We start from the raw sequence: 336 nt of genomic DNA, 5'->3' as shown, positions 1-336 counted from the left end.
GGTTACCACGGCCGCAGTGCAATCACCGAATTGCTGGTGATGAATGACGAACTGCGCAGCTTGTTGATGCGCCAGGCCGACGCCGCGACCCTCGAACAGGCCGCCCGCCGTGGTGGCTTGCGCACCCTGCATGAAGAAGGCCTGCGCCAGGCGGTGGCCGGTGTCACGTCCCTTGAAGAAGTGTTGCGCGTCACCCGTGGAGAGGGCGCGTGAGCCTGTTCAAATACCGTGCCCTGGACAGCCAGGGCGTCGCGCAGAACGGCACCCTCGAAGCGAAGGACCAGGCCGCCGCCGTCGCTGCGCTGCACAAGCGTGGCCTGCTGCTATTGCACATCG

Annotated in this window: 2 pseudogenes; both read left to right on the top strand. The window is 65.8% G+C overall.

Annotation, left to right across the window (positions count from 1 at the left end):
* A pseudogene (locus HX846_RS38900) lies at positions 1-213 on the top strand (type II secretion system protein GspE); the annotation flags it as partial.
* Positions 210-336 (top strand): annotated as a pseudogene (locus tag HX846_RS38895) (type II secretion system protein GspF); the annotation flags it as partial. The pseudogenes HX846_RS38900 and HX846_RS38895, both read left to right, overlap by 4 nt.

This window comes from Pseudomonas sp. K5002, from assembly GCF_013386655.1.
GTDB lineage: Bacteria > Pseudomonadota > Gammaproteobacteria > Pseudomonadales > Pseudomonadaceae > Aquipseudomonas.
This window is presented reverse-complemented; position numbering and strand designations above follow the sequence as displayed.